Consider the following 22413-nt stretch of genomic DNA (forward strand, 5'->3'; position numbering starts at 1 on the left):
GTCAATGAATCCGATTTATGCGGGTAATGCGTCGGCATGCGAATCGGTGTGCTGGACGTCGGATCGAACTCCGCCCACCTGATGGTGGTGGACCTCAGCGTCGGCGAGCCGCCCCGGCCGGTCACGGCGGTGAAACGCCCGACCCGGCTGGCCGAGGCGATCGACGGCGGCGGAGCGGTGGGCCGCGGCGCCGTCTGCCGGCTGGTGGGGTCGGTCGGCGAGGCCGCATGCGCCGCGTCCGCCCACGGCGTCGAGGAGCTGATCGCGTTCGCGACGTCGGCGGTGCGGGACGCGACGAACCAGGACGAGATCGTCGCCCAGGTCGCGGCCACCACCGGCGTCCGGCTCGGATTCCTGTCCGGCCGGGACGAGGCTCGGCTGACGTTCCTCGCCGCCCGCACCTGGTACGGCTGGTCGGCCGGACGACTCCTGCTCGTCGACATCGGGGGCGGGTCCCTGGAGATCGCGCACGGCGACGGGCAGGAACCGGAGCTGGCGCTGTCGCTGCCGCTGGGCGCGGGACGCCTCACCCGGGAGCGGCTGCCGGGCGATCCGCCGTCCCGCAAGCACGTCCGCAGGCTGCGCCGCCGGGTGTACGAGGAGCTGGCAGACGCCGCCGCCCAGGTGAACCCGGGGCTGGACGGCGGCCCGCCGGTGCGGCCGGTCGCGACGTCCAAGACGTTCACGCAGCTGGCCCGCCTCACCGGGGCACCCAAGCGCAAGGCCGGCCCGTACGCGCCGCGGGTGCTGGAGCTGGCGCGGCTGCGCGAGCAGATCCCGGTCCTGGCGGCCAGGTCCGCCGCGCGCCGGGCGAAGCTGCGGGGCGTGTCGCGGCCACGGGCGCAGCAGATCCTCGCCGGCGCGATCGTGGCGGAGGCCCTCATGACCACGCTGGGGATCGGCCGGGTCGACATCTGCCCGTGGGCGATCCGGGAGGGCCTGGTGGCCCGGCGCCTCCAGGCGATGTCCGATCCCGCGGCGGCCGACGACGAGACGGCGCGCCTCACCCAGACCGTCCCCGTCTCGCCCCAGCCGGGACGGCCGCCGCTGCGCGCGGTCTCCGGCTGAGGCGCCGCGAAAATCGGGCACGACCCGATGAATTCGGCGGCCGCACGCGGTCTAACCGGGGAAAGGCGTCAACCAGGAGGGGCAGGCATGCGGAAGCTCGTGGTCACGGAGAACATCACGCTCGACGGGGTGATCGACATGGCGGAGGGCTGGTTCGACCCGCTCGACGAGAACGTCGACCAGGCGGATATCACGGCGGCGACCACCGAGCACCGCGACGCCGCCGACGCGGTCCTGCTCGGCCGGCGGACGTTCGAGGCCTTCCGCGGCTTCTGGCCGAACCAGAAGGACGACCCGACGGGCGTGTCGGAGTACCTCAACGCGGTGAACAAATACGTCGTCTCCAGCACCGTCCAAGACCCGGAATGGGAGAACTCCACCGTCCTGCGCGGGCCCCTCGTGGACGAGGTCAACGCCCTGAAAGTGGCCCCGGGACGCGACATCGTCGCGACGGGCAGCATCCAGCTCGTGCACGCGCTGATCGCCGCAGATCTGGTCGACGAATACCGGCTGTTCGTCTTCCCGGTGGTCGTCGGCCACGGAGCGCGGCTGTTCGAGACGTCGGCGGCGCGGCTGCGGCTTCTTGAGACGCGGCGGTTCGTCTCCGGCGCGGTGCTGCTGCGCTACGCGCCGGAGGTCGCCCGCACCTAGCCGGGACGGTCAGCCCAGCTCGGCGAGCTTGCGTTCCAGCACCGCGCGTTCGCGCTCGTTGCCGCACAGCCGCACGGCGCGCTTCAGCTCGGTGCGCGCCTCGCCGGCGCGTCCAAGGCGGGCGAGCAGCTCCCCGCGGACGCCGGGCAGGAGGTGCGAGGTCGGCAGCGCGCCGGCGGCGACCAGCTCGTCCACGATCGGCAGCGCGGCGGACGGCCCTTCCGCCATGGAGACCGCAACCGCCCGGTTGAGGTCGACCACCGGTGACGGCGCGAGCCGTCCGAGCGCCTCGTAGATGAGGACGACGCGCTTCCAGTTCGTCTCGTCCACCGACGGCGCGACGGCGTGGCATTCGGCGATCGCCGCCTGGAGGCCGTAGGCGCCGAGGCCCCGGCCCGCCTTCTCCGCGCGGGCCAGCGCGGCGCGCCCGCGGCGGATCGCGGCGCGGTCCCAGCGGCGGCGGTCCTGGTGCTCCAGCAGCACGGGCTCGCCGTCCGGGCGGGTGCGGGCGGGGAAGCGCGCCGCGGTCAGCTCCAGGAGCGCCAGCAGGCCGTGCACCTCGGGCTCGCCGGGGACGAGCCGGGCCAGCACCCGGGCCAGCCGCTGCGCCTCCCCGGCGAGGTCGAGCCGGATCAGGTCCGTGCCGGAGCCCGCCGAGGACCCCTCGGTGAAGATCAGGTAGATGACGCTGAGCACGGAGCCGAGCCGCTCGGCCCGCTCCGGCGCGGACGGCGCCTCGAACGGCACCCGGGCCGCGGCGAGGGTCTTCTTGGCCCGGGTGATGCGGGCCTGCACGGTGGCGGTCGGGACCAGCACCACCTTGGCGATCTCGTCGCTGGTCAGGCCGCCGACGACGCGCAGGGTCAGCGCCACCCTCGCCTCCCGCGACAGCACGGGATGGCAGGAGATGAACATCAGCGCGAGGACGTCGTCGTCGATCTGGTCCGGGTCCCACAGGACGTCGTCGTCGCGTCCAGGGCCGGTGGGTTCGCCGCCGGCGGCCACGCCGCCCTCGTCCAGGTGGTGGGCGAGGACGGCGTACCGGTCGTCGAGCGCGGAGCGGCGGCGGTACGCGTCGATGGCGCGGCGCCGTCCGACGGTGAGCAGCCACCCCGCGGGGCTGCGGGGGACGCCGTCGCGCGGCCACGTCACCAGCGCCTCGGCGAGCGCCTCCTGGGCGAGGTCCTCGGCCAGGGCGAAGTCGCCGGTGTACCGCGCGAGCGCGCCCACGATCCGGGCGGACTCGATCCGCCAGACGGCGGCCACCGCCGCGCGGCCCGTCGGGTCGGACATCCCCGCTCCCCCGCTTCCGCTCAGAGCTGGCCGTTGGCCTCGCGCCACGCCCGCTCCTTCTTGATCCACTCGTTGTCCTGCGGGAACTCGTCGATCTCGGTGACCCGGCGGATCTCGGTCTTGAAGCCGGGCCCGGTGAGCGGCTGCCGCCTGGCCCACTCGACGGCCTCCTCCTTCGACGCGACGTTGAGGATGTAGAAGCCGAAGAACAGCTCCTTGGTCTCCCCGTACGGGCCGTCGCTGACCACGGGCGCCTCGGACGAGTAGTCGACCACCACGCCCTCGCTCGCGTCGGCGAGTCCCTCCGCGGCCAGGAGAACGCCCGCCCGGATCAGCTCCTGGTTGAACTTCCCGACGGTCTCGATCATCTCGTCGAGGTCGACGTCGCCCATGCTCGCGGCGGCCTCGTCGGTGGCGCGAAAGATCAGCATGTACTTCATGGTCCGTCTCCCCTTGGGATCGTCCTGGCCCCTCTCCGGGACCCTTTCATCCCTAGGTCGAACGGGGGCCGCCGCGGATCGACACGGCCCCCGATCCTTTTTGAAACCTTCGTGACCTGCGCGGTCACCGCGCCGGGCCGGGGGTCAGGACGGCCGCCGCGACGGCGCCGGCGGCCGCGGCGACGGCGGCGAGGACGAACCCGTCCGTGAACCCGGACAGCGTGCCGCCCGCCAGGCTCGCCGCCGCGACGCTGGAGATGACGGCGGCCCCGATGGACGCGCCGAACTCGTGGAACGTGCTGACGATCCCGGACGCGACGCCCGACTCGTGCGGCGCCACCCGCCCGAGCGCGGTCGCCGACGCGACGACGAACATCGCGCCCGTCCCGGCGCCCGCGACGGCGGTGCCCACGACGACGGTCACGGGGTTCATCGACAGCGCCGGGACGGCCATCCCGGCCGCGGCGACGACGAGCCCGGCGACGGCGAGCGGCCGCGCGCCCGCGCGGGCGAGCGCCCGGCCGGTCAGGTTGGCGCCGAGCATCGTCGCGACCGCCACGGGGAGGAACAGCAGGCCGGTCCGCAGGGCGCCGAAGTCCTCCGCGTGCTGGAAGTAGAACGTGCCGAGGAAGAACACGGCGATCATCAGCGCGGTCGCCATCAGGATCAGGAACGTGCCCGTCGCCACCGGCCGCCGCACCAGCAGCGTGACGTCCATCATCGGCGACCTCGCGGTCTTCTGCCGGATCACGAACGCCACGTACCCGGCGGCGGCGAGCAGCACCAGCGCGCCGGTGGCGCCGGTGACCCAGCCGTGGTCCCCGGCGCGGATGAACGCGTAGATCAGCGCCCCGGACGACGCCGTGACCAGCGCCGCGCCGAGCACGTCGAGCCGGGGCCGCGGCGCGCTCACCCGCTGCCGGGGCAGCATCCTGGCGAGCGCGACGAAGATCACCACGCCGAGCGGCACGTTGACGTAGAAGACCCAGGGCCAGCCGGGCCCGGCGGTGAGCGCGCCGCCCAGCAGCACGCCGAGGGCCGCGCCGCCGCCGCCGAGCGCGGACCAGACGCCGAGCGCCTTGTTCCGCTCGTCGCCGTCGAAAAGGTGCACCACGAAGGACAGCGCGGACGGCGACATCAGCGCCGCGCCCACGCCCTGCGCGATCCGTCCGCCGAGGAGCGGGGCCGCACCGCCGGCGAGGCCGGTCGCCAGCGACGCCGCCGTGAAGATCAGCAGGCCGGCGAGCACGACCCGCCTGGCGCCGAACAGGTCGGCGGCCCGGCCGCCGAGCAGCATGAGGCCGCCGAAGGTCAGGGTGTAGGCGCTGACCGTCCAGGTCACGGCCTGGCGGCCGAGGCCGAGGTCGGTCTCGATGTGCGGCAGCGCGATGGCCACGACGGTCACGTCGAGGATCAGCATGAGCTGCGCGACGCCGAGGAGTCCGAGGATGCGCCACCGCAGCGGGTGGGCCGCGCCGTCCCGCGCGGACGCGTCATGGGTCTGCTGGTTCATCGGAGGGCTCTCCTTAACTCGTACATCGCCATACGATTTCCAGCAGAGTAACACGTACTCCGCCGTACGAGTTAGGATGTTCACCATGCCGACCGCAGCCTCCGGACGCCGCCGGCGCGCAGACGCCGAGCGCAGCATCGCCCGCATCGTGTCCGCCGCCCGCGAGTGCCTCAGCCGGAACCCGAACGCCAGCATCGACGACGTCGCCAAGGCCGCCGGGGTCGGCCGGATGACGCTCTACGGCCACTTCCGCAACCGGGCCGAGCTGGTCGAGGCCGCCCTGACGGACGCGCTGCGCGCCGGCGACGAGGTCCTGTCGGCCGTCGACCTGACCGGCGACGCGCGCGAGGCGCTCACCCGGCTGCTGGAGTCCAGCTGGTCGCTCGTGGCCGAGTCCACGGCGCTGCTGACGGCGGCGCAGGGCACACTGCCCCCGGGGCGCGTCCGCTCGCTGCACGCCGCCCCGGCGGAACGCGTCGAAGAGCTGATCCGCCGCGGTCAGGAGCAGGGCGTGTTCCGCACCGACCTGCCGATCGGCTGGCTGGTCGGCGTCCTCCAGTACGTCCTGCACGGCGCGGCGGAGGAGAACCGCACCGGACGTCTGGACCCGGACGACACCGGACGCGTCGTCACCGCGACGGCGCTGTCGATCCTGACCGCTCCCTCACCGGGCGGCTAGCACACCGAGGGCCTTGGCGTACCGCAGGACCGGGACGGGCACCGTGCCGCCCGACGAGGTGGGCGCCGCGTAGGTCATGGCCCCGGTGTTCCGCCATCCGTGGAACTCGTAGAAGCGCCGGGCCCGCGCGTTGCCGGGCACCACCGCGAGCCACGCCTCCCTGTGGACGCCCGCGAACCGCTCCTCCGCGCCGCGCAGCAGGGCGCCGCCGACTCCGCGTCCGCGAGCGGCCCGGTCGACCGCGAGCTGAACGACCTCGCCCTCCGCGTCGCCAAGGATGATCATGCCGAGCAGAGTGCCGCCGTCGTCGGCGACGATCGTGGAGTCCGCGTACTTCGCGGCGTGGACGGCGAAGTGCCCGGGGCCGCGGGCGTCCATCAGCGCGGCGGGGACGTGACCGGCGTGGCCGTCGAGCCAGGCCGCGCGCCACATCGGGGCGAGCCTCGGCAGATCGGCCGTCCCGGCGGGCCGCAGAATCATCGCCGTCACCTTCTCCCGGACGAGTCGTCACTGTCGTATCCTTGAACGACAGTTACACGGTAACCGGACAAAGGTCACTGGTCAATTGCTTCTAGACAGTTACATGGACGCGGGCGCGCTCGTCTCGGTCGACCTCGTCAACCGGATGGCGATCCGGCCCGAACCGGCCGGGGACGTGGCCGTCCTGCGCGAGGTCCTGGCCGTCGACCCGCCTTCGGTCGCGGAGCTCGCGCCCGGCCACGTGCCCGGCTTCGCCGCCCTCGCCCGCGAACTGCGCGCCGTCTTCGACGACCTGGGCGGCGGCGACGAGGACGCCGCCGCCGCTCGCCTGAACCGGCTGCTGGCCGCGCACCCCGCCCATCCGCACCTGGCGAAGGAGGACGGCCGGTGGCGCCTGCACCACCACCCGGCCGACGCCGCCCTGGTGCCGATGTGGACGTCCATCTGCGCCGAGGCGCTGGCACGGCTGCTGGGCGGCGGGCACGCCGGCCGCGCCGGCTCCTGCGCCGACGACCGGTGCGGACGGGTCTTCGTCGACACCAGCCGCAACGGCAGCCGCCGCTTCTGCTCGACCACCTGCCAGAACCGCGTCAAGACCGCCGCGCTGCGCCGCCGCCGCGCCGCCCTCGACGACTGACCCGGCGTCAGGTGGCGCGGGGGCAGCGCGCCTACCACCGGGTCGTCGATGGGCCGCCCACCCCTGCTGGGCTACCAACCGTCTGGTGGATATTCAATTGCCGGAAAGGGTTTGTCGGACGGACCGGCAGAACGGTCGCGCCAGTTTACCGGGTTTCCCCGGACGACTTCGCCACAAGCTCGTCGGAACCGCCGAGGCCGCGGATGAAAAATGTGGCGTACCAGTCGCCGAGTTCGGCGTAGGAGAGCCGTCCCGAAGGCTTGAACCACGTCTGCGTCGTGTTCATCAGCTCGAACAGGGTGCTGGTCACGACGCTGGGGTCGACGCCCGGGTCGAAGTCGCCGTCGCGCATTCCCTGCTCGATTATCTCCTTGGCGAACGCGCTGAATCTGTCGCGTTCGGCGATGACGTCCTTGAGCCGCTTGCCGCGCAGCCGGCCGAACTCGCTCTCCGCGACACCGCGCCAGAGCCGCTGCTTGCGATTGAGCGCCATCCACCGGCGGATGAAGGCCCGCAGCCGCACGGGCGCGGCGGCCTGGGCGACCTCGGGCTCCTCCACCAGCGAGGGCTGGTGGGCCTCAAGGGCGCGCTGCACCAATTCATAGAGCAAGTCTTCCTTGTTCTTGAAATAGTAGTACATGCTGCCCTTGAGGATGCCGACCGTATTGGCGATGTCCTGCAGGCTGGTGGCCTCGTAACCCTTCTGCGAGAAGATCTTCGCAGCCGCCTCGACAATCTCTTCCCAGCGCTGTTCGCCGGCCACGCGTGATTTGGCGGCGGTGCGTCGGCGTCCTTGGGACACGCTCAAAATCATCATTCCCTTCGTTGATTCGGCGTGCCCGCAGAGTCTACCAAGTGCGGGGTCGCGAAATCGCCCGTACAAGCGTTTCAGGCGATGGCGCCGACCCCCTTCAGGGGGCCGATTTCCGTCCAGTCGTGGCCCAGCTCAAGCAGCACCTCTTCGGTGTGCGCGGCGGCCTCGGGCGCGGGGCCGGAGTTCGGGCCGCCGCCCGTCGAACCGGACCGGCGCGCGGACGAGCGTGATGTCCTCCCCGGCCGCACTCGGGTGAGCGTCCCCGGCCGCGGGTGGCGAGCGCCCGGTTCTGACAGTATTCTTGCCGTTCATTAGTCAATAATCTGACTAACGGGGGTTTGACCGCATGCATCCCTTCCGAGCGGCGGCCGAGGCCGGCGACCACGACGCGATCGAGGCCCTGCTCGCCGACGACGTCGTCTTCACCAGCCCCGTGGCGTACAGGCCGTACCCCGGCAAGGCCATCACCGCGGCGATCCTGCGCGCCGTCCTGCGGGTGTTCTCCGAGATCCGCTACGTCCGGGAGATCGGCGGCGCGGACGGCCGCGACCACGCGCTGCTCTTCGCGGCGAAGGTCGGCGACCTGGAGCTCACCGGCTGCGACTTCCTGCGGCTGAACGACGACGGCCTGATCGAGGACCTGACGGTCATGGTCCGGCCGCTGTCGGCGGCCAAGGCCCTCGCGGCCGCCATGGCCGCGGAGTTCGAGCGGGTCGAGCGGGAGGCCGCCGCCGGCTGACCGGGCGTCCGATTAACGATCGGTGAAGATCTTGCCGCCATCCGGCGTCGTGATCGCCGTACCTTAGTAGGCTCGCCGGGGCATTCGCAGGTCAGGAGAGGAACCGGATCATTGAGCGTGATCAACGTCGGGCAGGCCATCGTCCTCGGGATCGTGGAGGGCCTGACCGAGTTCCTCCCGGTGTCCTCGACCGGGCATCTGAAGATCGCCGAAGGGCTGATGGGCATCCCGGTCGAGGACGACGCCGTGGTCGGGTTCACCGCCGTCATCCAGGCCGGGGCGATCGCGGCCGTCCTCGTGTACTTCTTCGCCGACATCGCCCGCATCGTCAAGGCGTGGGGGCGCGGCATCGTCAAGCCGTCCGAGCGGTATCACCACGACTACAAGTTCGGCTGGTGGGTGATCTTCGCCACGCTGCCCGTCGTGGGCGTCGGCGTCGCCGCGGACGACCTCATCCACGGCCCGCTCGCGTCGCTGTGGGTCGTCGCCGGGTCGCTGATCGGCGGCAGCGTCGTGATGTGGCTCGCCGACCGGTACGGCAGGCACAAGCGCGGCGAGGACGACACGTCCCTCACCGACGCGATGCTGATCGGGTCCTCGCAGATCCTCGCGATGCTGTTCCCCGGCTTCTCCAGGTCCGGCGCGACCATGTCCACCGGGCTGCTGCTCGGCCTGGACCGGGTCGCCGCGACGCGGCTGTCGTTCTTCATGGGCATCCCCGCGCTGACCGGCGCCGGGATCTACGAGCTGCCCGGCGCGATGGGGTCGGGGGCGGGCACGATGCCGCTGGTCGTCGGCACCGTCGTCTCGTTCATCGTCGCGTACGCGTCCATCGCCTGGCTGCTCAGGTTCGTCCAGCGGCACACCTTCACCTCGTTCGTGGTCTACCGGGTCGCCATCGGCCTGCTCCTGTTCGGCCTTCTCGGCGCGGGGACGTTGGACGCCTGAGCCCTCCGCACGGTAAACGGGGACGTATGAACGATGCGATATGGGCCGGAACCGTCACCGTCACCGGGCACGAGGACGCCGCGCTTGAGGCTTATCTGGCGAGGCCGCTGAGCGACGTCCCGCGCGGCGGCGTCGTGGTGATCCACCACATGCCGGGCTACGACCCCGGCACGAAGGAGTTCGTCCGGACGTTCGCCGCGCACGGGTACGCGGCGATCTGCCCGAACCTGTACTCGCGCGAGGGCGCCGGGGTCAGCCCCGACGACCAGGCCGCCGCGGCCCGCGCCAAGGGCGGCGTCCCGGACGACCAGCTCGTCGGCGACGTCGCCGGAGCCGCCGCCCACCTGAACTCCCTCGACCACGCCAACGGGAGGATCGGCGTGATCGGGCACTGCTCGGGCGGGCGGCACGCGTTCCTCGCCGCGTGCTCCCTCGACCTCGACGCCGCCGTCGACTGCTACGGCGCCTTCGTCGTCAACGACCCGCCCGACGATTACCCGACGATCGCCAGGTCGATCATCTCCAGGGCGCCCGACCTGTCGTGCCCGCTGCTCGGCCTGTTCGGCGAGGACGACGCGTTCCCCGCCCCGGACGAGGTCGCCGCCCTGGACGCGGAGCTGACCCGGCTCGGCAAGGACCACGAGTTCCACACCTACGCAGGCGCGGGGCACGCGTTCTTCGCCGTCGAGCGTCCCGCGTTCCGGCCCGCCGCCGCCAAGGACGGCTGGGAGAAGATCTTCGCCTTCTACGGCCGCCACCTGAGCGCCTGAACGCCCGAGAGGAGACCGGCATGTGCACCTATCAGACGATCAAGATGGCGCTGGACGGCGCGGCCAAGGGCGCGAACGGCTGGTTCACGCTGACCGGCGGCGCGGTCTACGTCGACCACCCGTACCACGCCTGCCACGAGCACACGGTGAACATCGACTTCACCAATCGCGGTGACGGCCCGTCCGCGCGCGTCGCGGTCGAGCTGACCGAGGAGGCGGCGCTGGCGCTGGTCGAGGCGATCCAGAAGGCGCTGGCGTCGGCGCCGCCCGGGCTCGCGTCCGCCGCCACGTCCGCCGCGGGCGCGGCCTGACCCGAGGGCGCGGCCTGACGCGAAGACACAGCGGAGGGCATCGCGCGACGGACCGCGCGATGCCCTCCTCAGCCGCCGGGCTCAGCCCCCGGCGTGGGCCTTCTTCAGCTTGGCGATGTCGAGCTTGCCCTGGGTCGACAGCATCGCCTGGGCGGCGCGCCCCGCCTTCTCCGGGTCGGGGTCGCTCATCAGCTCGTACAGCACGGTCGGGACGACCTGCCAGGACAGGCCGAACTTGTCCTTCAGCCAGCCGCATGGGGCCTCCTGGCCGCCCTCGGTGAGCCGGCTCCAGTAGTAGTCCACCTCCGCCTGGTCATCGCAGTGGATCACGAAGGAGACCGACTCGTTGAACGTGAACTCGGGGCCGCCGTTCAACCCGACGAACTTCTGCCCGTTGAGCTCGAACTCGACCGTGATGATCGAGCCCGGCTTCCCCGGACCCCCCTCGCCCGCCCGGGTGACGTCGCCCAGCGCGGCGTTCTTGAAGATGGAGACGTAGTGGTTCGCCGCCTCCTCCGCCTTACCGTCGAACCACAGGCACGTTGTCAAACTCTCGGCCGCCATCGGAACCTCCCTGTATCGGATCGCTTTCAGAAGTGCAGACCAGGCGAGCCCTGCAAACTCATCGGCCGTCCACGCGCTGAAACCGGACGCCCGTAGGCCCGTACCCCCGGAGCGACGAGCCACCCGACGAGCCAGGAGAGGCGTGGGTTCAGGTGGCGCGGCGGGCGCGGGCGCGGCGTTTGCCCTCGTGCATGGCCTGGACGCGGGCGATCGGGATGGTGTGGCCCTCAGCGATCAGGTCGTCGGGGAGCCGCTGCGCGGGCGGCGTCAGCTCGGCCCAGAGGTCGCGGTCGCCCAGCAGCCCGGCCGCGTTCCGGACGGTGAAGTCGCCCGGCGTGACACCGTCGAGCTCGTCCCACGGGACGGGGAACGACACCGTCGCGCCGGGGCGGATGCGCGGGCTGTAGGCGGCGACGACGGTCGCGCCGCCCGCGCGGGTCGAGTCGAGGAACACCTTGCCGGCGCGGTCCTCCCGGATGAAGGCCGTCGTGGCGAGCGCGGGATCGAGGCGTTCGGCGCGGGCGGCCAGGGCCCGGGTCGCGGCGGCCACGTCGTCCGTCGGCTGGCCGTCGAGCGGCACGAACACGTGGACGCCCTTGGCGCCGCTGGTCTTGACCGCGCCTCGCAGGCCGCAGTCGTCCATCGCCCGGCGCACCAGGTGGGCGGCCTGGATCACGGCGTCGAAGCCGCCGCCCTCGGGCGGGTCGAGGTCGATGACGAGGTCGGTGGGACGATCCCAGGCGTCCGCGCGGACCAGCGGCGGGTGGTATTCGACGGCGCGCTGGTTCGCGAACCATAGCAGCGTGCGCCGGTCGTCGCACAGCGCGTAGGAGACCTGGCGCTGCGACGTCTCCGCCCACACCGACACCGTCCGGACCCACGACGGCGTGTACTTCGGCGTGTTCTTCTGCATGAACGGCTCTTGGCCGGGCCGCACGCGCTTGACCGACAGCGGCCGCCCGGCGAGCCGCGGGACGATGCGCCCGGCGACGGCGTCCAGGTAGTCGACCAGGTCGCGCTTGGTGGCGTCCGCCCCGTCGAACAGCGGCTGGTCGAGGTTCGTCAGCCGGACCCCGTCCCGTTCCTCTTCGGCACTCACCCGCCCAGCTTCGCACGCCGGGGTGTCAGAGCGTCCCGTCGAGGGCGAGGTCGGCGGCGCGGCGGAGGGCGCGGCGGTCGGCGTCGCTCACGTTCGGCGCCGAGCAGGACGCCATGGCGATGACGTTGCCCTTCCGTGCGGCGACCGTGGCCCAGGAGTCCTTGGTGCGGCCGTCGCAGCTCTCGTCGCCTATGTCGTGGCTCTCGGTGGGCTCGCCGACGCAGCCGAAGTCGGAGCCCCCGTGCAGGGCGTGGCGCGCCCAGTCGACGCCGGTCTGCGGGTCGTCCGGCTTGTAGAGGTTGAGCTGGATCTGGAACGTGTCCTTCGGCGGGAAGCGGGACGTCCCGAACGCGCAGAGGCGCCATTCCCCGTACTGGTCCTTGGCTCCCTGCGGGATGCGCCTGCCCTTGTCGGCGCCCATGTCGCGCAGGATCCGGCGGCCCTCGCCGCCGTCGTAGATCTTGCAGGTGTCCGGGAGGGAGGTGGCGACGGCCTCGGATCTGAGGAGCTCCCGTCCCAGCAGGACACCCCCGGCCGCCAGCGCCGTCACGACGGGCACCGCGACGGCCGGGACGAGCCACGGCCACACGCGCCGCTTGCGCGGGCGGGTCGCCCCCGGCGCGAACGGCGCGAACGGCGCGAACGGCGCGGTCGACGCGAACGACGCCCCCGGCCCCACCGGCGCGGGCGGGGCGGGCGGGGCGAACGCGGCGTTCTGGCCGGTCAGCCGCGCCGCCAGCGCGGCCGCCGTCGGACGCCGCGCGGGGTCCTTGGCCAGGCAGGAGCGGACGACGTCGCGCAGCGGCCCGTCCATGCCGGACAGGTCGGGCTCCTCGCTCAGGATCTGGTGGAAGAGGGCCTGCAGTCCGTCCCGCGCGAACGCCGGATGCCCGGTCGCGGCGAACACCATCACCGCGCCCCACGCGAACACGTCGGCCGCGGCGGTGACGGCATGCCCCTCGATCTGCTCGGGCGCCATGTACGCGGGCGTGCCGATCGGCCCCTTCGTCAGGGACGAGGTCGTGTCCAGCGCGCGGGCGATCCCGAAGTCGATGATGCGCGGGCCGTCCGGGCCGAGCAGCACGTTGTGCGGCTTGAAGTCGCGGTGGACGATCCCGGCCGCGTGGACGGTCGCCAGCGCCGCCGCCGTGTCGGCGGCCAGCCGGTCCAGGGCGGCGCCCCGCCGCGGGCCCTCGGTCTTGACCGCGTCCTGGAGCGAGGGGCCGTCGACGTACTCGCTGACCACGTAGGCGGCGGAGGGGTCGAGCCGCACGTCGACGATCCGGACCGTGCAGGACGGTGCGACCCTGCGGGCCGCCTCGACCTCCCGCTCCATCCGGCGCAGCGCGTCCCAGTCCAGGCCGCGCAGCACCTTGACAGCGACCCGCTCCCCGACGAGGTTGGAGCCGAGGTACACGACGCCCTGCGCGCCCTCCCCGAGCCTGCCCCGCAGCTCCCACGGTCCGACGTGCCTGGGGTCCCCGGGCTCCAGTGGAAATGCGGGCATCCGACTCCTTCGCGGCAGAACGATCTCCCCTTTTACCGCATTCCACACGGAGTGGGGCACGCTTGTACGGTGAACGCTCATGTGACGAGTCCCCTGTTCGTCGGGCGCGTCCGGGAATCGGCCGCGCTCGACGACGCGTACAGGGCCGCGCGGGACGGGTCGCCGTCGGCGGTGCTGCTCGGCGGCGAGGCGGGCGTGGGCAAGACGCGGCTGGTCGGCGAGTTCGGGGCGCGGGCCAGGGCGGACGGCGCGCGGGTCCTCGTCGGCGGCTGCCTGGAGCTCGGCACCGAGGGGCTGCCGTTCGCGCCGTTCACGGCGGCGCTGCGCGGCCTCGTCCGCGACGTCGGCGTGGACGGGGTCCGGGACCTGCTGCCGCCGGGCGCGGGCGCCGAGCTCGGACGCCTGCTCCCCGACTTCGGCGAGGCCGACGCCGACTCCTTCACCGGCGAGGCCAGGGCCCGGCTGTTCGAGCTGGTCCTGACGCTGCTGGAGCGGCTCGCCGCGGCCGCGCCCGCGGTGCTCGTCGTCGAGGACGCGCACTGGGCCGACACGTCCACCCGGGACCTGCTGACGTTCCTCGTCCGCAACCTCGGCGCGGGCGCCGCGCTGCTGATCGTCACCACCTACCGGACGGACGAGCTGCACCGCACCCATCCGCTGCGGCCGCTGCTCAGCGAGCTGGAGCGGGTGGAGCGGGTGCGGCGCGTCGAGCTGGCGCGGCTCGCCAGGGACGAGGTCGCGGAGCTGGTCAGGAGCGTCCTCGGCGAGGCCGGGACGCTCCGGGTCGCGGAGGACATCTTCGCGCGCAGCGACGGCAACCCGCTGTTCGCGGAGGCGCTGCTCGGCTCCCACGACGACCCCGAGCTGCCGGAGTCGCTGCGCGACCTGCTGCTCGGCGCCGTCCACCGGCTGCCGGAGGAGACCCAGGAGATCCTCGGCGTCGCGGCGGGCGGCGGCGCGCGGATCGAGCACGAGCTGCTCGCCGCGGTCGCGGGCGTGGACGAGCGGGCGCTCACCCGCGGCCTGCGTCCGGCGGTCGCGTCCAACACCCTGGTCGTGGACGGCGACGGGTACGCGTTCCGGCACGCGCTGATCCGCGACGCCGTCCACGACGACCTGCTGCCCGGCGAGCGGACGCGGCTGCACGTCCGGTACGCGGAGGCGCTGGAGGAGCGGCCCGAGCTGATGCCGGCGCGGCAGCGGGCGGTGACGCTCGCCCACCACTGGCACGCCGCGCACGAGGCGGGCAGCGCGCTGGCGGCCGCGTGGCGGGCGGTCGGCGAGACGCGCAAGGCGCTCGCCTACGCCGAGTCGCTGCGGATGGCGTCGCGCGTGCTGGAGCTGTGGGACCGGGTCCCGGACGCGGCGGACCGCGCCGGCGTCCCGTACACCGAGGTCATCGAGAAGGCCGTCCTGGTCGCCGACCTCGCCGGGGAGCCCGAGACCGGGATCAGGCTCGCCACGGCCGCGCTGGCGGAGTCCCGCGACGACCGGCCGCACACCGCCCGCAAGCCCGGCGAGCTGATGCGCACCGCCCGCCTGTACGAGCGGCGCGGCCTGATGGCCATGCGGCTCGGCCGCGACGAGGCGATCGGCGATCTCCGCGAGGCGGCCAGGCTCGCGCCCGCCGACCCGCCGAGCCGGACCCGCGCCCGCGTCCTCGCGACGCTCGCCTACCAGATCCACGCGCTGCACGGCACCCGGGACGAGGCGCACGCCGCGGCCGTGGAGGCCCTGTCGGTCGCGCGGGCCGTGGGGGACGTCCCGGTGGAGATCCACCTGGACCTCTGGTTCGCGTGGGACGACATGTTCGGCGACGGAGAGGGCCAGGGCGACGCCGAGGCGTTCTTCGCGCGGGTCGAGCGGGCCGCCGACCGGGCCGAGGAGGTCCACGCGTTCGAGCCGCTGCTGCGCGCGCTGACCAACCGGTCCGACATCCTGGAGATGTGCGGGCGGTCGGCGGAGGCCACCGCCGTCGCCGCGCTCGGCGTGGCGAAGGCCGACGAGTACGGGCTCGCCAGGACGGCCGGGACGTTCCTCGCGTTCAACACCGCCGAGCCGCTGATCTCGCTCGGCCGCTGGGACGAGGCGCTCGCCGTCATCGGCCGGGCCCTCGCGCAGGACCCGCCCGCCCTGATCCGGGGCAGCCTGAACTTCCTCGCCGGCGGCGTCGCGGCCGGCCGCGGCGACCTGGACGAGGCGGAGCGGTCGGCGCGGGCGGCGCGGCGGCGGATCCCGCACGGCGCCGCCCGCCGCGCCCAGGACCTGTTCCCCGTCTGCCGCCTCGACGCGATGATCGCCCTCGGCCGCGGCCGCCCCGCGGACGCCCTGGAGGCGCTCGGGCCCGTCCTCGCCGACCGCGACCTGCCGGACGAGTCCCGTTACGCCCTCCCGGGGCTGGTCGACGCGGCCACCGCCTGCGCCGACCTCGGCGACCCCGGCCCGCTCGCCGCGATCAGGGAGCGCGCCGCCGGAATCCGCGTGTACGGGCCCGTCCAGGAGGCGCACCGGCTGACGTTCCTAGCAGAGGCGGCCCGCGCCGAGGGCGTCCTCGACCAGGACGCGTGGGACGCGGCGGTGGCGGCGTGGGACGCGCTCGCCCGGCCCCATCCGCTCGCGTTCGCGCTCACCCGCGCCGCCGAGGCGGCCGCTGGGCACGACCGGGAGGGCGCCGCCGTACGGCTCCGCCGCGCCGCGGCCATCGCCGGCGAGCTCGGCGCCGTCCCGCTCCGCGAACGCGTCGACCTGCTCGCCCGCCGCGCCCGGGTCGACCTCGGCGGCGGCGCGGCGGCGTCCCGTCCCGGCCTGGGCCTGACGCCGCGGGAGGCGGAGGTGCTCCGGCTGGTCGCCGAGGGCCGCAGCAACCGCGAGGTCGCCGAGGCGCTGTTCATCTCCGCCAAGACGGCGAGCGTCCACGTGTCCAACATCCTGGCCAAGCTGGGCGTCTCCACCCGTACCGAGGCCGCCGCCACGGCCCACCGCCTGCGCCTGTTCGACTGACCACGCCTTTTCGGCTAACCCTCAGTGGGTCAGCGCGGCCGCCAGGGTGATTCCGGAGAGGTGGGACGGGGGGCGTCCGCCACCTGGAGGGCGTAGGTGGGGGTCTCGGCGCCGTCGACCGGGCCGAGGTAGGCGTGGCCCGTCAGGTGGCACCAGGCGGGCAGGTCGATGGGGGCCACGGGGTCGCTGGCGATCAGGTGGACGACGGTGCCGGGGGCGAGTCCCGCGAGGTGGCCGCGCAGTTCCAGGAGGAGGCGCACGCAGGAGCGGTCGCCGCCGTCGATGACGACTGGGTCCGAGATCATTCCCACTCCCCGGGTGTCGCGCCCCCGCTCCCGTCCTTCGCGAACCTAGCAGGGACCCGTCCGATTTCTCGACGTAAGGCCCGATATAGCGGTCAGAGCAGGGTGGCGCGGGCGAGGGCGCCGGGCTCCGGGCCCGCCTGGGCGACGACGAGGCCGTCCGGGGTGCGGATGCTGGAGTGCCCGGCGGCCGGGTCGTAGCCACCGCCGGCCGGGCCCGCGAAGCTGGCGAAGGCGACCCAGACGCCGTGGCCGGTCGCGGCGCGGTGGGCGCGTTCCGCCACGACGGCGGGGTCGTTGTCGCACACCCCGGCGAGGTAGGCGTCAATGCCCAGGGCGGCGGTGTCGGCGAGGTGCCGCGGGACGCCCGTGTCCTTGCAGACGGCCAACCCGAAGCGCCAGCCGTCGACCGTGATCACGGCGGGTTCCTCGCCGGGCCGGAATCGGCGGGCCTCGGCGTCGCCCAGGTTCATCTTCCGGTAGGCGATCGTGACGCCGCCGGCGTCGACGCGGAGCATCACGATCTGCGAGCCGACCGGGGCACCCGCGAGCGCGACCGTGTCCGTCTCCGCGCAGGCGTCGACGAGGGGTGCCAGGCGCGGGTCGGCGGGCTCGATGTTCTCGGCGTCCAGTTCGTATCCGCTCAGGGAAAGTTCAGGAAAGAGGACCATCCTGGACCGTGCGGCGCGGACCGTCCCGGCATGCGCGGCGACGTTCGCCTGGACGTCGCGGGGCGTGCAGGGCGGCTGGGCCGCGGCCAGGGTCAGCGGCGCGGGCATGCGGGCCTCCAGATGCGACAAATCAGGATGAATCAACGATGAACGGGATCGTCGGCGATATGGGGGATCGACGTCCTAGACTTGACCATTTCTTTCAGGTTCCGTCCAGCTCGGGGGCTTACAGTCGCAGTGATGTCCCCCCGCTGTCATCCAGGTGAGGAATTCGACTTTGGGGCGAACCATGGATCTCGGAGTGGCACGAGTGGAGATCACGGAGACCTGCGGGACGCTGACGTTCCCGGACGAGGTCGACCTGAGCAACGGCGACGCGATCCTCGCACAGGCCGTGCGACTCCTCGACTCCGGGACCCCCGCCCTGATCCTCGACCTGACCGGCTGCGCGTTCTGCGACTCCAACGGCCTGAACGTGATCACGCGGTCGCAGATGCGGGCCACCGAGCTCGGCGTTCCGATGTGGGTGGTGCTGCCGTCGCGCGGCGTCGTCCGCCGGGTGTCGGACCTGGCGGGCCTGCAGCGCCGCGTCGCCATCGCGCCGGACGTGACGACCGCGCGCGAGGCGCTCGCCGCCGCCGCCGCGCACGCCTGGGCCGGCGAGGCGGTGCCGCGCGCCTGAGCCGGTCAGGCACGCGAAGGCGGCCCGTCGGCGGCAGGGGATCTCTTTGCATGATCTTGTGGTGACGCTGATGGCCGGGAGTTGCGGACGGGGCATGGATGCCTAGGACCGACGGCGCCGACAAGCGGGAGCGCGCACATGCAGGTGAAGCTGGAGGCGGAGCTCGGCCGCATTCCGATCCTTGACGTGGCGCCGGTGGTGGGGTGTGGCCGGTGGCCGGCCAAGGCGGTGGTGGGTGAGTCGGTCGAGGTGTCGGCGACGGTGTTCCGTGAGGGGCATGAGCGGTTGGGTGCGGCGGTGGTGTTGCGGACTCCGTCGGGTGAGGAGTTGCCGGGTGTGCGGATGAGTGAGGTGGGTGCGGGGCTGGATCGGTGGTCGGCGCGGGTGACGCCGACCGAGATGGGGTCGTGGTCGCTTCGGGTGGAGGCGTGGGGCGACCCGATCGCGCACTGGTGGCACGACGCGCAGATCAAGGTGCCGCGCGGCCTGGACGTCGAGCTCATGTTCGCCGAAGGCGCCGCCCTGTTCACCCGCGCCGCGCGCGAGACACCGGCCAAGGACCGGCGCGTTCTCGCCCGCCTCGTCCGCCTGCTCTCGGACGAGGACGCGGACGTGCCCGAACGCCTCGCGGCGGCCGAGGACCCCGCCGTGCTGGACGTCGTCGACCGTCATCCGTTGCGGGATCTGCTGACGGTCGGTGACTGGTACCCCCTGGCGGTGCACCGCCAACGCGCCCTGTACGGCGCCTGGTACGAATTCTTCCCGCGCTCCGAAGGCGCCATCATCGACCCCCTCGGCCGCCGCGCCCCCACCACCGGCACCCTGCGCACCGCGATGAAACGCCTGCCCGCCATCGCCGACATGGGCTTCGACGTCGTCTACCTGCCCCCCGTCCACCCCATCGGCACCACCCACCGCAAAGGCCCCAACAACACCCTGGACGCCGGCCCCCACGACCCCGGCTCCCCCTGGGCCATCGGCTCACCCGACGGCGGCCACGACACCATCCACCCCGACCTGGGAACCCTCGACGACTTCGACGCCTTCGTCCACCACGCCGACGCCCACGGCCTCGAAGTCGCTCTCGACCTGGCGTTGCAGTGCTCCCCCGACCACCCCTGGGTCCGTCAGCACCCCGAATGGTTCACCGCCCGCACCGACGGCACCATCGCGCACGCCGAAAACCCACCCAAGCAGTACCAGGACATCTATCCCCTCAATTTCGACCACGACCCCCACGGCCTCTACGAGGAAATCCGCCGGATCGTGCGGCACTGGATGGACCACGGCGTCCGGATCTTCCGGGTCGACAACCCGCACACCAAACCCATCGCCTTCTGGGAACGACTCCTGGCCGACATCCACACCACCGACCCCGACGTCATCTTCCTCGCCGAAGCCTTCACCCGCCCCGCCCTCATGCACACCCTCGCCAAAATCGGCTTCCACCAGTCCTACACGTACTTCACCTGGCGCAACACCGCCGACGAACTCCGCGACTACTTCACCGAACTCGCCGGGCCCGCCGCCGACTACATGCGCCCCAACTGCTTCACCAACACCCCCGACATCCTCAACGAATACCTCCAGCACGGCGGCCGCGCCGCCTTCCAAATCCGCGCCATCCTCGCCGCCATGCTGTCCCCCACCTGGGGCATCTACGCCGGCTACGAACTGGGCGAGAACACCCCCGTCCGGCCCGGCAGCGAGGAATACCGCGACTCGGAGAAATACCAATACCGGCCCCGCGACTGGGACACCGCCACCCGCACCGGCGCCTCGATCGCACCCCTCATCACCCGCCTCAACACACTCCGCAACACCCACCCCGCCCTCCAACTATTCCGCGACCTGCACTTCCACCACATCGACCAACCCGAACTCCTCGCCTTCTCCAAACGCCACCAAGGCGACACCGTCCTGACCGTCATCAACCTCAACCCCCACCAGCCCCGCGAAGCCACCGTCCACCTCGACCTGACCGCACTCGGCCTCCCCGACGACCCCACCCGAACCCACACCGTCACCGACCAACTCGACGGCGCCACCTACACGTGGACCCAAACCAACTACGTCCGCCTCGACCCCCACACCAAACCCGCACACATCCTCACGTTCGACGAGACGCCGGACGACGGACGCGCGCGGGCCGATGAGAGCCGCGACCAGCGGCGGGCGGCCGCCCCGCCGCGGAAGAAGACCGCGAAGAGTCCGAGCGGCAGCGGCAGCGGCAGCCGCGGCGGTGGCGGTGGCGGTGGCGGCAGTTGAGTCAGACGGGCTCGGCGCTGAGCAGGCGGTCCTCGATGGAGCGGCACCCGGTGAAGACCGACCCGAGGCCCTCGCGGTCGATGATCTCGCGGAGCCTGGCGGGCAGCGACGGCAGCGCGAGGCAGCCGCCGTCGGCGGCGACGCGCCAGCGGATGCCGAGCAGGATCGGCAGCGGGTCGCAGCGGACGCCCAGCCGGTCGTGCATCCGCACCATGAGGTGGCGCAGGTTCCCCTCGACGAGCCTGGTGAGCGTCTCCCCGAGCCGCGGCACCGTGACCTCGTCGAGCACCCCGGACAGGTGGACGACCGTGTGGTCACCGTCCCCGGCCGCCGTCGTGGTGATCATGAGCTCGGACGGGGCGGGCGGGTTCGGCGCGAGCCCGGCGTCGCCCGGATGCAGGGCCCGGATGGCGTCCAGGACGTGCGTGGTGTCCACCTCGCCCGCCGCACCGTCCGGGACGGGCGCGGCCGTGGCCGACGCGACGTCCGGGAACAGCGGGACGAGCCGCGCCAGGCCGGTGAGCCGCAAGGCGCGCCGCACGTGCGCGGACAGCTCGGGCACGACGGCCCGCAGCGCGCAGCCGAGCAGCTGCGCCCGCGTCTCGGCGCGGGCCAGCAGGACCAGTCCGGCCGCGTCCAGCAGCACCGCGTCACCGAAGTCGACGACGACTCCCGTGCGCGCTCCCCCGCTCCGCCGTCCCCGGGGCGGGGGAGCGGCGGCGGCGAGCGACAGCGCCTTGCTCACCCCTTCCCGGATCCCCGCGTAGTTCTGCCAGCTGATCTGGGCGGGCAGGCTCAGCACGATGAACCCTGGCCGGGTCTCGATGCTCAGGCCCGGCACGGTCGTGTCCTTCATGTGTCACATCCCGATCGGGGTTCTCGTGGCCGCGCGGGCGGGCCGGGGCGGAGCGGTGGCGGAGGCGGACGCGGTGGCGGCCGTCAGGAGGCCGGGCGGTCTCGGCGCGGGCCGCCCGTCCGGATGCGCGTCCGGATGCGCGTCCTGATACGGGGGGCGCCCGCCCCGCACGACGCCCGTCAGCCGGGACGCGGCAAGGCGTTCGATGATCCGCTCCTCGGGCCGCACCCCGAGATGGGCGCAGCAGCACCACAGGTCGTCCACGCAGCGGCGCACGTTCTCCGCCGGAACATCGGCGAAGCGAACGCGCAGCCGCGCCACGAGCTCATCGCGCGTCGGTACGACCGATGGCGACATCTCCCAGCGCTCCACTGTCCCTCCGATCGCTTTTGGACGGACGCACGTATTCCGTCCGAACTGAGCAGAACCCGCCGTTCCGACGGGTTCTGAGCTTGGAAACGGCCTACCCCTGACATGCGCCAGAAAAAGCGACGAACCTAAAAACACGGACATGACACAACCGTCGCGCGGCAAGCATTCGGGGCCGTCCGCGCCACTGACCGGGCCGCAAATCGACGTGTTTTTGCGCTACTTTCCGGCGGCATACCCGGCCGCGACCGGACGGTTACCTTCCGTTCCGGACGATCCGCCGGACGGACGGGCCTGACGACGCGTGATCTACCCCGGCCATGGGCACGGACCGCCCCGCGGGACGGGCCTCCCCGGACCCGAAACCGGAGCGACGGTCACAGACCGTACTGAATCTTTTACGGATGGTTGCCTGTCGCGAACGTCTCGGTAGCGCGCGGCGGGAATTGCTGATCTAGATGCCTTCAACACACCCGGGGTGACCCATGCACGGCCAGCCGAAGAACCTGACCCGCTCCACGTCCGACCAGGCCACCGCCCCGAGCATGGACACCGCCCCGGAGACGAGCGCGGCGCCGGCCACGCGTGCGGTCCCGAACCCGTTTCGTGAGGACGCTCCGCGCACCCCGCATTGGTTCAAGACGGCCGTGTTCTACGAGGTCTCAGTGCGCGGATTCGCCGACTCCAACGGCGACGGGTACGGCGACCTGCGCGGCCTGATCTCCAAACTCGACCACCTGCAATGGCTCGGC

General features: G+C 72.8%; 24 protein-coding genes and 1 pseudogene. 12 read left to right on the forward strand and 13 right to left on the reverse strand.

Annotation, left to right across the window (positions count from 1 at the left end; all coding sequences use genetic code 11):
• Positions 1–36: 36 nt before the first annotated feature.
• Together ACH34T_RS20490 and ACH34T_RS20495 are read left to right on the forward strand one after the other, a co-directional pair.
• Positions 37–1068 (forward strand): hypothetical protein, encoded by a 1032-nt coding sequence (locus ACH34T_RS20490; RefSeq protein ID WP_395993769.1) that lies wholly within the window; start codon positions 37–39, stop codon positions 1066–1068.
• Positions 1069–1155: 87 nt separating this feature from the next.
• Positions 1156–1719, forward strand: a complete 564-nt coding sequence (locus ACH34T_RS20495) for a dihydrofolate reductase family protein (RefSeq protein ID WP_395993770.1) — start codon at positions 1156–1158, stop codon at positions 1717–1719.
• Positions 1720–1728: 9 nt separating this feature from the next.
• Here ACH34T_RS20495 and ACH34T_RS20500 read toward each other — a convergent pair whose 3' ends face one another.
• The 3 genes from ACH34T_RS20500 to ACH34T_RS20510 all read right to left on the reverse strand — a co-directional run bounded on the left by ACH34T_RS20500 (position 1729) and on the right by ACH34T_RS20510 (position 4965).
• Positions 1729–3012 carry an RNA polymerase sigma factor gene (locus tag ACH34T_RS20500; protein ID WP_395993771.1) on the reverse strand — a complete coding sequence of 428 codons (1284 nt, stop codon included), beginning with the start codon at positions 3010–3012 and terminating at the stop codon, positions 1729–1731.
• Positions 3013–3032: 20 nt separating this feature from the next.
• Entirely contained in the window at positions 3033–3452 is a 420-nt protein-coding gene (locus ACH34T_RS20505; RefSeq protein ID WP_395993772.1) for a YciI family protein, read from the reverse strand.
• 124 nt (positions 3453–3576) lie between these two features.
• Complete coding sequence (locus ACH34T_RS20510; protein ID WP_395993773.1) at positions 3577–4965, reverse strand: MFS transporter; 1389 nt, start codon at positions 4963–4965, stop codon at positions 3577–3579.
• Between the two features lie 85 nt (positions 4966–5050).
• Between ACH34T_RS20510 and ACH34T_RS20515 the strand changes: the two genes are divergently transcribed.
• Positions 5051–5644 carry a TetR/AcrR family transcriptional regulator gene (locus ACH34T_RS20515; protein WP_395993774.1) on the forward strand — a complete coding sequence of 198 codons (594 nt, stop codon included), beginning with the start codon at positions 5051–5053 and terminating at the stop codon, positions 5642–5644.
• Here the strand turns inward: ACH34T_RS20515 and ACH34T_RS20520 are convergent.
• On the reverse strand, positions 5630–6124 hold the full coding sequence (locus ACH34T_RS20520) for a GNAT family N-acetyltransferase (protein WP_395993775.1): 495 nt from the start codon (positions 6122–6124) through the stop codon (positions 5630–5632). The genes ACH34T_RS20515 and ACH34T_RS20520 overlap by 15 nt on opposite strands.
• 85 nt (positions 6125–6209) lie before the next feature.
• Here ACH34T_RS20520 and ACH34T_RS20525 point away from each other — a divergent pair, with 85 nt between their 5' ends.
• On the forward strand, positions 6210–6761 hold the full coding sequence (locus ACH34T_RS20525; protein ID WP_395993776.1) for a CGNR zinc finger domain-containing protein: 552 nt from the start codon (positions 6210–6212) through the stop codon (positions 6759–6761).
• A 145-nt stretch (positions 6762–6906) separates the two neighbouring features.
• Here the strand turns inward: ACH34T_RS20525 and ACH34T_RS20530 are convergent, their stop codons facing one another.
• Both ACH34T_RS20530 and ACH34T_RS20535 read right to left on the reverse strand, forming a co-directional pair.
• Positions 6907–7563 (reverse strand): TetR/AcrR family transcriptional regulator, encoded by a 657-nt coding sequence (locus ACH34T_RS20530; RefSeq protein WP_395993777.1) that lies wholly within the window; start codon positions 7561–7563, stop codon positions 6907–6909.
• Positions 7564–7649: 86 nt separating this feature from the next.
• Positions 7650–7823 (reverse strand): hypothetical protein, encoded by a 174-nt coding sequence (locus ACH34T_RS20535; RefSeq protein ID WP_395993778.1) that lies wholly within the window; start codon positions 7821–7823, stop codon positions 7650–7652.
• Between the two features lie 98 nt (positions 7824–7921).
• Here ACH34T_RS20535 and ACH34T_RS20540 point away from each other — a divergent pair, with 98 nt between their 5' ends.
• From ACH34T_RS20540 to ACH34T_RS20555, 4 genes are all read left to right on the forward strand, one after another.
• Positions 7922–8314: a nuclear transport factor 2 family protein gene (locus ACH34T_RS20540; protein WP_395993779.1), complete on the forward strand. Its 393-nt coding sequence runs from the start codon at positions 7922–7924 to the stop codon at positions 8312–8314.
• A gap of 117 nt (positions 8315–8431) precedes the next feature.
• Positions 8432–9262, forward strand: coding sequence for an undecaprenyl-diphosphate phosphatase (locus ACH34T_RS20545; RefSeq protein ID WP_395993802.1), 831 nt, complete (start codon positions 8432–8434; stop codon positions 9260–9262).
• 26 nt (positions 9263–9288) lie between these two features.
• Positions 9289–10032, forward strand: a complete 744-nt coding sequence (locus ACH34T_RS20550) for a dienelactone hydrolase family protein (protein ID WP_395993780.1) — start codon at positions 9289–9291, stop codon at positions 10030–10032.
• Between the two features lie 20 nt (positions 10033–10052).
• Complete coding sequence (locus ACH34T_RS20555; RefSeq protein ID WP_395993781.1) at positions 10053–10343, forward strand: DUF6295 family protein; 291 nt, start codon at positions 10053–10055, stop codon at positions 10341–10343.
• Positions 10344–10424: 81 nt separating this feature from the next.
• Here the strand turns inward: ACH34T_RS20555 and ACH34T_RS20560 are convergent, their stop codons facing one another.
• From ACH34T_RS20560 to ACH34T_RS20570, 3 genes are all read right to left on the reverse strand, one after another.
• A complete protein-coding gene (locus ACH34T_RS20560) occupies positions 10425–10907 on the reverse strand; it encodes a VOC family protein (RefSeq protein ID WP_395993782.1) in 483 nt (160 codons plus the stop codon).
• A gap of 148 nt (positions 10908–11055) precedes the next feature.
• On the reverse strand, positions 11056–12006 hold the full coding sequence (gene ligD, locus ACH34T_RS20565) for a non-homologous end-joining DNA ligase (RefSeq protein WP_395993783.1): 951 nt from the start codon (positions 12004–12006) through the stop codon (positions 11056–11058).
• A 25-nt stretch (positions 12007–12031) separates the two neighbouring features.
• On the reverse strand, positions 12032–13513 hold the full coding sequence (locus ACH34T_RS20570; RefSeq protein ID WP_395993784.1) for a serine/threonine-protein kinase: 1482 nt from the start codon (positions 13511–13513) through the stop codon (positions 12032–12034).
• 81 nt (positions 13514–13594) lie between these two features.
• Here ACH34T_RS20570 and ACH34T_RS20575 point away from each other — a divergent pair, with 81 nt between their 5' ends.
• On the forward strand, positions 13595–16513 hold the full coding sequence (locus ACH34T_RS20575) for an AAA family ATPase (RefSeq protein ID WP_395993785.1): 2919 nt from the start codon (positions 13595–13597) through the stop codon (positions 16511–16513).
• Positions 16514–16542: 29 nt separating this feature from the next.
• Here the strand turns inward: ACH34T_RS20575 and ACH34T_RS20580 are convergent, their stop codons facing one another.
• Together ACH34T_RS20580 and ACH34T_RS20585 are read right to left on the reverse strand one after the other, a co-directional pair.
• A complete protein-coding gene (locus tag ACH34T_RS20580; RefSeq protein ID WP_395993786.1) occupies positions 16543–16818 on the reverse strand; it encodes a sulfurtransferase TusA family protein in 276 nt (91 codons plus the stop codon).
• A gap of 92 nt (positions 16819–16910) precedes the next feature.
• Positions 16911–17594 carry a carbon-nitrogen hydrolase family protein gene (locus ACH34T_RS20585; protein WP_395993787.1) on the reverse strand — a complete coding sequence of 228 codons (684 nt, stop codon included), beginning with the start codon at positions 17592–17594 and terminating at the stop codon, positions 16911–16913.
• Between the two features lie 193 nt (positions 17595–17787).
• Here ACH34T_RS20585 and ACH34T_RS20590 point away from each other — a divergent pair, with 193 nt between their 5' ends.
• Both ACH34T_RS20590 and ACH34T_RS20595 read left to right on the forward strand, forming a co-directional pair.
• Positions 17788–18168: an STAS domain-containing protein gene (locus ACH34T_RS20590; protein ID WP_395993788.1), complete on the forward strand. Its 381-nt coding sequence runs from the start codon at positions 17788–17790 to the stop codon at positions 18166–18168.
• 138 nt (positions 18169–18306) lie between these two features.
• Complete coding sequence (locus ACH34T_RS20595) at positions 18307–20436, forward strand: alpha-1,4-glucan--maltose-1-phosphate maltosyltransferase (protein WP_395993789.1); 2130 nt, start codon at positions 18307–18309, stop codon at positions 20434–20436.
• Between the two features lies 1 nt (position 20437).
• Here ACH34T_RS20595 and ACH34T_RS20600 read toward each other — a convergent pair whose 3' ends face one another.
• Together ACH34T_RS20600 and ACH34T_RS20605 are read right to left on the reverse strand one after the other, a co-directional pair.
• On the reverse strand, positions 20438–21292 hold the full coding sequence (locus ACH34T_RS20600; protein WP_395993790.1) for an STAS domain-containing protein: 855 nt from the start codon (positions 21290–21292) through the stop codon (positions 20438–20440).
• A 3-nt stretch (positions 21293–21295) separates the two neighbouring features.
• Complete coding sequence (locus tag ACH34T_RS20605) at positions 21296–21649, reverse strand: hypothetical protein (protein WP_395993791.1); 354 nt, start codon at positions 21647–21649, stop codon at positions 21296–21298.
• 557 nt (positions 21650–22206) lie between these two features.
• Here ACH34T_RS20605 and ACH34T_RS20610 point away from each other — a divergent pair.
• Positions 22207–22413: pseudogene (locus tag ACH34T_RS20610) on the forward strand (trehalose synthase); the annotation flags it as partial.

Source organism: Actinomadura sp. 9N215, assembly GCF_044326345.1.
In the GTDB taxonomy this organism is placed as follows: Bacteria; Actinomycetota; Actinomycetes; order Streptosporangiales; family Streptosporangiaceae; genus Spirillospora.

Excerpts from the sequence above, each read along its gene's own strand:
- ACH34T_RS20555 (WP_395993781.1), top strand. The coding sequence starts at position 10,053 with ATGTGCACCTATCAGACGATCAAGATGGCGCTGGACGGCGCGGCCAAG.
- ACH34T_RS20595 (WP_395993789.1), top strand. The coding sequence starts at position 18,307 with ATGCAGGTGAAGCTGGAGGCGGAGCTCGGCCGCATTCCGATCCTTGAC.
- ACH34T_RS20505 (WP_395993772.1), bottom strand. The coding sequence starts at position 3,452 with ATGAAGTACATGCTGATCTTTCGCGCCACCGACGAGGCCGCCGCGAGC.
- ACH34T_RS20510 (WP_395993773.1), bottom strand. The coding sequence starts at position 4,965 with ATGAACCAGCAGACCCATGACGCGTCCGCGCGGGACGGCGCGGCCCAC.
- ACH34T_RS20600 (WP_395993790.1), bottom strand. The coding sequence starts at position 21,292 with ATGAAGGACACGACCGTGCCGGGCCTGAGCATCGAGACCCGGCCAGGG.
- ACH34T_RS20515 (WP_395993774.1), top strand. The coding sequence starts at position 5,051 with ATGCCGACCGCAGCCTCCGGACGCCGCCGGCGCGCAGACGCCGAGCGC.
- ACH34T_RS20585 (WP_395993787.1), bottom strand. The coding sequence starts at position 17,594 with ATGCCCGCGCCGCTGACCCTGGCCGCGGCCCAGCCGCCCTGCACGCCC.
- ACH34T_RS20605 (WP_395993791.1), bottom strand. The coding sequence starts at position 21,649 with ATGTCGCCATCGGTCGTACCGACGCGCGATGAGCTCGTGGCGCGGCTG.
- ACH34T_RS20570 (WP_395993784.1), bottom strand. The coding sequence starts at position 13,513 with ATGCCCGCATTTCCACTGGAGCCCGGGGACCCCAGGCACGTCGGACCG.
- ACH34T_RS20500 (WP_395993771.1), bottom strand. The coding sequence starts at position 3,012 with ATGTCCGACCCGACGGGCCGCGCGGCGGTGGCCGCCGTCTGGCGGATC.
- ACH34T_RS20495 (WP_395993770.1), top strand. The coding sequence starts at position 1,156 with ATGCGGAAGCTCGTGGTCACGGAGAACATCACGCTCGACGGGGTGATC.
- ACH34T_RS20490 (WP_395993769.1), top strand. The coding sequence starts at position 37 with ATGCGAATCGGTGTGCTGGACGTCGGATCGAACTCCGCCCACCTGATG.
- ACH34T_RS20560 (WP_395993782.1), bottom strand. The coding sequence starts at position 10,907 with ATGGCGGCCGAGAGTTTGACAACGTGCCTGTGGTTCGACGGTAAGGCG.
- ACH34T_RS20520 (WP_395993775.1), bottom strand. The coding sequence starts at position 6,124 with ATGATTCTGCGGCCCGCCGGGACGGCCGATCTGCCGAGGCTCGCCCCG.
- ACH34T_RS20550 (WP_395993780.1), top strand. The coding sequence starts at position 9,289 with ATGAACGATGCGATATGGGCCGGAACCGTCACCGTCACCGGGCACGAG.
- ACH34T_RS20540 (WP_395993779.1), top strand. The coding sequence starts at position 7,922 with ATGCATCCCTTCCGAGCGGCGGCCGAGGCCGGCGACCACGACGCGATC.
- ACH34T_RS20580 (WP_395993786.1), bottom strand. The coding sequence starts at position 16,818 with ATGATCTCGGACCCAGTCGTCATCGACGGCGGCGACCGCTCCTGCGTG.